Raw genomic sequence first — 5,155 nt, 5'->3', positions numbered from 1 at the left:
GTAGGAAGCGATGTCCCCCCCTTGCCGAGGGGGGGTGTAGGAAGCGATGTCCCCCCCTTGCCGAGGGGGGGTGTAGGGGGGGTGTATAACACCCGGTGTCCTTGGGAAATTCGATCGCTCTTGACCGTATCCGAACCGCTGACCAATTTGATCGGCAATACAGTATCATCTAACAGCGCGACGATCGATCTAATCGGGCGCGGAAACTTCAAATCTCCGTCAGCCCACCGCATGAATCTTTTGCCTTCTAACTTATTAATCCACTGCGGCACGAGTTCAATCAAAATATCCGCACTCATCCGCCCCGGAATCTGTTTGAGCGCAAACACAAAATCGCCTTTATCCGTAGCGCGAACCGACAAAGCATCGATTTCTACGCCTTGTTTTTTGGCAAAACCTTCGGCTGCTTTCGTCGGTTTCCCGTCTTTAAAAGCCGAACTTGCGGGCGGCCCTTTTACCTCTTCTTCTCTGTCTGATTGCTTGATTGGCAATCCTTTGATGAGAACGGCCAAACGCCTCGGAGTGGCGTATACATTAATTGATTCATTTGTCAATGATTGTTCTGCCAGAGTTGCAGGCACGAGCCGTTCCCACTGCTGGATGCTGCTGGCGACAAAAGATGCGGGCAGTTCTTCGGTACCGAGTTCTAATAAAAAGTTAGGCATATCACATCGTTAGGTGTTTTGGTCAACAGGCAGGTGAACTACCCGTTCGATCGTGAAAAACTTACGGATCGCCAGTGAAAAAAAAACCTGCAATGGATCTCGCGATCGTCCAATGACAGAGTTATTTTACTGATGCACAAGTCCTAATTAAATCCAAAAAAGACTCAAAACATCAGCATACCACGTAAAATCGGGGGTGAAAGATATTCTCAACAGCACATGACTTTGGCCCAAAGACTGGCACAAGATTGGAAGTCGCGACTAGAAAAAGATTGCCCTGACGAGAGTTCTAGCACTCGCGAGAGTGTTGTCCGCTGGCTGTTGGGAGACAAGCCAGAAAGATTTGACACTCTTAGCCCAACTCAATTGTCTGTCGCCTCTGGGGCGATCGAATTTTTATATCGAATTTTGGTTTCTCGGTATCTGGGAGTACCGCCAGAAAAAGCTTACCGCAACTTGATCGGGCGGCTCGGCGGTTTGGTGGTGCTCCGGCAAAAAATCCAAGCGTGGGTTTCCTTAAGCCGCGACAGACAGCGGAGTGCGGTGGAGGTACTGCAAGAAGTAATTCAGGAAATGCTTAATTCCGATCGCTACCTGCAGCAGCAAGTCGCCTGGATTGCCGAATGCACGACAGACAAACGCCTGCGAAATGCTTTGCTGCTAGCTAGTACAGAAGAATACTGTTTGCGGCCCATCCGCAACCAACCGCTGCTAGTTTACCGCTTCGTCAACTACCTGCGGCGTTCCCAGCGGGGCGGGTTGACGCAAGTCCCGGCGGGAGATTGGGTGCGGCTGGTGTCGGAACAAATTCTACCCGACGATACAGAGGAACCGCTCAGCCTGCTAGACGCACAGGCGATGTCCGATTACCAAGAAAATCAAGTTTGGGAAGAGCGACAAGCGGGGCGACAGATTGTCCAGCAAGAATTTGAGAATTATTTGAGGGATCAAGTCGATCCGCTGGCTTGTCAGTGGCTCCGGCTTTACCTCCAAGGCCGTTCCCAAGAGGCAATTGCTGAGGCTTTGAACGTTCCAATCAAACAAATTTACCGCTTGCGAGAAAAAGTCAGTTACCACGCGATTCGGGTTTTTGCGGTCAAACAAGCACCGGAATTAGTCGCTAGCTGGCTGGAAACTTCGCTCAAAGAACACAGTTTGGGCTTGACTCCGGCTCAGTGGCAGCAATATTTACAAAACTTGACGCCGGTGCAGCGGCAGTTGGTAGAATCGCTTAAAGCAGGGAAAAGTGTCGAGAAAATTGCCTCTGAATTAAAACTAAAAACTAATCAAGTCATCGGCGAGTGGAGCAAACTTTATTTAGCAGCTCAATCCCTCCGCAACGACTAGATTTGCAATTGGTTGCAGGCAATTTCTAATTCTTAATTGACGGTAGGATTTGGCAAAATGCGTGCAACTAATCGATGCCCGGACAGCTACAGAGTCCTCCGATTTTTTCCCAGGAAAACTGGTCGCCCCTGGCGATCGAATCAGGTAATGTCGATCGGGATATCGCAGCCTTGACGTAAAGATATCCCGATCGTGACGATCGCCATTAACTCTGTGGGGTAAAATATCAGCAGCGCGATCGACTTGTCATGATTGTTTAACCAATCCTCAATTTAGCCGTTGCCCGTCAATCAACGGTTGCGGCGCATCTGTCAAACTTGCAAGTTAATCAGATCGTTCTGTAGTTGCCAGCCACCGGCTCAATCTCGCGCGATCGGTGATAGTTCGCCATCAGTTCGCCAGTCAACAACTACTAATTGTCAATCTTTCGGTAGATTTTGAGACGGCAGCACAGAAAAGAAAAAATTCTCGGACTAAAGATTTTTTTTGATAAAAGCTTCCGGTTTTCAGGGGAATATCTCCGTCAGGGAACTTGCAGCGTTTAATTCTATAAATCAGCTTGTTGTGGCGCGCTCGATCGCGCTTCCAACTACAGAACAGCTAATGGTACATACATCTTCTACAGACTCGGCGGCTACAATGGACATGGACTCCGATCGAATATTTCAACTAATCGACACAGTTGTCCCCTTTGAAGCTTGCCTTTACTATCAAGTTTTGCCTTTATCTCTAGAAGGCAATATATTGAAATTGGGCGTAGTGGACGGGCAAGATGACTCCGCCTTGGACTACGTGCAGCGGATTTTAGCTTACATGAATTGCTCAGTCACAACCGAGCTAATTCCCTCGGAAACTCAGCGCTCGATGCTCTCAGCTTACTTGCTCCACGGGAACCAAGTCAAAGAACCGGGTCCGACAGAAAGCGCAGCAATCCCAACACCCAAAAACCCCGCACCAGCAACTTCACACTCCGAATCAGAAACCCTGCTGTCAGTGCCAAAATCCTCCATTTCCCCTCGCGAGGAGTCTCAAGCAGCCTCGGCAGCAACCCAACCAGCAAGCGCTGAAGTTTACCCGACACCTGCTGATGTGCCGGTTTTGGATGTGGAAGCCTTGCACTTGTCAAGCCCTGTCGAAGTTTTGGCAACTTTGCCCGCGCCCCAACTGCTGGAAGAATTGCTCGGTAGAGTGCTGCTAGACGGTATCGGCCGCCTGTTTTTTGAGCGCCCCCAGTCGCAAGGCCGCATCCTTTGGAGTCAAGACGGCGTTTTGAAATCGATCGTCGAAGGTATCGATCCGGTGCTGTTTGAAGAAGTCATCGACGAGTTGAAGCGGCTGACGGATATGCCTGTTTCCCCCATAGAACATCCCAAACAAGTCGAAGTTGAACGCATATATCAAAACACTCATTTGCTGTTGCGCTTGCGGGTAATGGCAGTGGGCGGCAAGGAAGAAGCCACCCTGCAAGTGCTGCGGGGGGCGGCTTTGAGGTTTTACCAGCAGCAGCAGTTGTCTAGTTTGAGTCGGGACGCGCTGCAACTGGCCAAAGAATTGCAGCGGAAAGTGAATCTAATGCGCGATCGAACTCGGCTTTCTCCTTTGCCTTTAGACGGGTTGCCCGCTTTGGAAAAGGTGATTAAAAATGTAGACGGTCAACTTGAAGCTTTGCTCCAAAAACAAAATTCCGAGGAACCCTAATTACAATAACTTGTAATTTTTAAACTTTCTTTAACTCACATTAATCCGGTAAAAAAAATGATAAGGTTCGGTCGATCGAACTTTAGCCATCCGGGGGAGAAGACTTGAGTTTTTATCGACCGAACCAAATTGTGCGATCGCGCCTAAGATTGCCCGTGCTCAAAAATATCCTTGTACTGCAACAAATCCAAAGTTACAAAAACCGGCAAACACTCAAAACATTGTCTGGCAATTTCCCAGCGATCCTCTCGCTGCAACATCGCCGTCAACTTTTGTTTCGCGCTCAGCAAATAGCGGACATCATTCGCAGCGTAGCGCAGTTGCTCGTCTGAAAGATTATCGAAATTTCCCCAATCCGAACTTTGAGAAGTTTTGTTGAGTTCTACTTTTTCCAACTCTTGAATTAACTCTTTAAGTCCGTGTCTGTTAGTGTAAGTTCTCGCTAACTTGCTCGCTATTTTTGTGCAGAAAACAGGTGCAATGTCAATACTTAAATTGTAGCGCATTGTTGCCAAATCGAAGCGTGCAAAGTGAAACACTTTCTCAATATTCGGGACTTCCATTAACTTTTTTAAATTCGGCGCAGCCGTCTGGCCCTTAGCAATCCGCACCGCCGCAACTTTACCTCGCGCGTCGCACAACTGCACCAAACACAAGCGATCGCGCCGCGGTAGCAAACCCATTGTTTCGGTATCAACGGCGATCGCCGGAGCCGTCAAATAATAAGATAACAGAGCATCGGAAATATCGCCGTCGCACACTTGAAAATCTGGAAATTCCATTATTGGTAATTGTTGACTGTTGACTGTTGACTGTTGACTGTTAAGAGGGCGGGCACTCTTGGCACCGCCCCTACTGACTGTTGACTGTTGACTGTTGACTGTTGTTAGCAGCAACCAATAACTAATAACTAATAACTAATGACTAATGACTAATGACTAATGACTAATGACTAATGACTAATGACTAATGACTAATGACTTCAAATTACCGGCTCAGGACAAAAATCTGAGTAAAATAATACTCGCCTTTGGCATTTTTGGCAATCCCAATACCAGTTAAATTAAACTGACCCTCGATATTTTTGCGGTGGCCCTCACTTTTGATCCAACCTTCAACAGCATTGCGTACCGGATCGCTGTAGCCCATGTTGTAAGCAACATTTTCAGCCACACTTTGATAGGGAATAGAAATTGCTTTCACCCGCCCCTCAAATCCTTCATGGCTAAACTTAACTTTCCCACTCGCCATATTTTGGCTGTGAATTCTTGCTTGCTGAGTAATTCGCGGATCGACACTCAGCGGCGGCAAATTTTTCGATGCTCGGTATTGATTTATCTGTTGGTTAACAGCTTTTTCTAAGTCAGGAAGCGAACTAGAAGCAAGGTTAGTATTCATCAAATTTGGTTCGGGCGATCGCACCGGAGTTAGATTAGCACAATTAG

General features: G+C 47.8%; 5 protein-coding genes. 2 read left to right on the top strand and 3 right to left on the bottom strand.

Annotated features, from left to right (window positions below; translation table 11 throughout):
- Window positions 1-665, bottom strand: a 665-nt coding sequence (locus WBA89_RS29265) for a glycine--tRNA ligase subunit beta (protein ID WP_424411126.1), incomplete at its 3' end; no start/stop codon positions are given.
- A 219-nt stretch (window positions 666-884) separates the two neighbouring features.
- Between WBA89_RS29265 and WBA89_RS29260 the strand changes: the two genes are divergently transcribed.
- Window positions 885-2,012: a HetZ-related protein 2 gene (locus WBA89_RS29260; RefSeq protein ID WP_424411125.1), complete on the top strand. Its 1,128-nt coding sequence runs from the start codon at window positions 885-887 to the stop codon at window positions 2,010-2,012.
- Between the two features lie 486 nt (window positions 2,013-2,498).
- Window positions 2,499-3,710 carry a hypothetical protein gene (locus tag WBA89_RS29255; RefSeq protein WP_424411124.1) on the top strand — a complete coding sequence of 404 codons (1,212 nt, stop codon included), beginning with the start codon at window positions 2,499-2,501 and terminating at the stop codon, window positions 3,708-3,710.
- Between the two features lie 143 nt (window positions 3,711-3,853).
- Here the strand turns inward: WBA89_RS29255 and WBA89_RS29250 are convergent, their stop codons facing one another.
- Window positions 3,854-4,492, bottom strand: coding sequence for a ribonuclease D (locus WBA89_RS29250; RefSeq protein WP_424411127.1), 639 nt, complete (start codon window positions 4,490-4,492; stop codon window positions 3,854-3,856).
- 205 nt (window positions 4,493-4,697) lie between these two features.
- Window positions 4,698-5,155: CAP domain-containing protein (locus WBA89_RS29245; protein ID WP_424411123.1), on the bottom strand; the 458-nt coding region annotated here is incomplete at its 5' end.

The sequence above is a fragment of the Microcoleus sp. genome, assembly GCF_049646505.1.
Taxonomy (GTDB): Bacteria; Cyanobacteriota; Cyanobacteriia; order Cyanobacteriales; family Microcoleaceae; genus Microcoleus.
The sequence above is the reverse complement of the archived record's forward strand: the minus strand, read 5'-3'. Positions and strand labels throughout refer to the sequence as shown.

Coding starts and splice junctions, on each gene's coding strand:
- WBA89_RS29260 (WP_424411125.1), top strand. CDS start 885: ATGACTTTGGCCCAAAGACTGGCACAAGATTGGAAGTCGCGACTAGAA.
- WBA89_RS29250 (WP_424411127.1), bottom strand. CDS start 4,492: ATGGAATTTCCAGATTTTCAAGTGTGCGACGGCGATATTTCCGATGCT.